This window comes from Mammaliicoccus sp. J-M40 (assembly GCF_022386395.1).
Lineage (GTDB): Bacteria > Bacillota > Bacilli > Staphylococcales > Staphylococcaceae > Mammaliicoccus > Mammaliicoccus lentus.
Map to the genome: position 1 here is coordinate 1 of NZ_JAJNIQ010000046.1, position 230 is coordinate 230.

The following is a 230-nucleotide window of genomic DNA, read 5'->3' on the forward strand; positions in this document are numbered from 1 at the left end:
CTAATCGATCGAAGACTTAATCAAATTTTTAAAATCGGTTTTGCGCCGTAAAATCTGCTTACTATCTAGTTTTGAATGTGCAATACATTCTCATAACAATGCGAAGAGCAATTGTTTATCAATTGTCTCAAGCAAGTACTTTGTCTGGTGACGATAGCAAAGAGGTCACACCTGTTCCCATGCCGAACACAGAAGTTAAGCTCTTTAGCGCCGATGGTAGTTGGGCTTAC

At 39.6% G+C, this 230-nt stretch carries 1 rRNA gene; it reads left to right on the forward strand.

Annotated elements, in window-relative coordinates:
- Positions 1-143 precede the first annotated feature (143 nt).
- Positions 144-230, forward strand: a 5S ribosomal RNA gene (gene rrf, locus LQ688_RS13970); the annotation flags it as partial.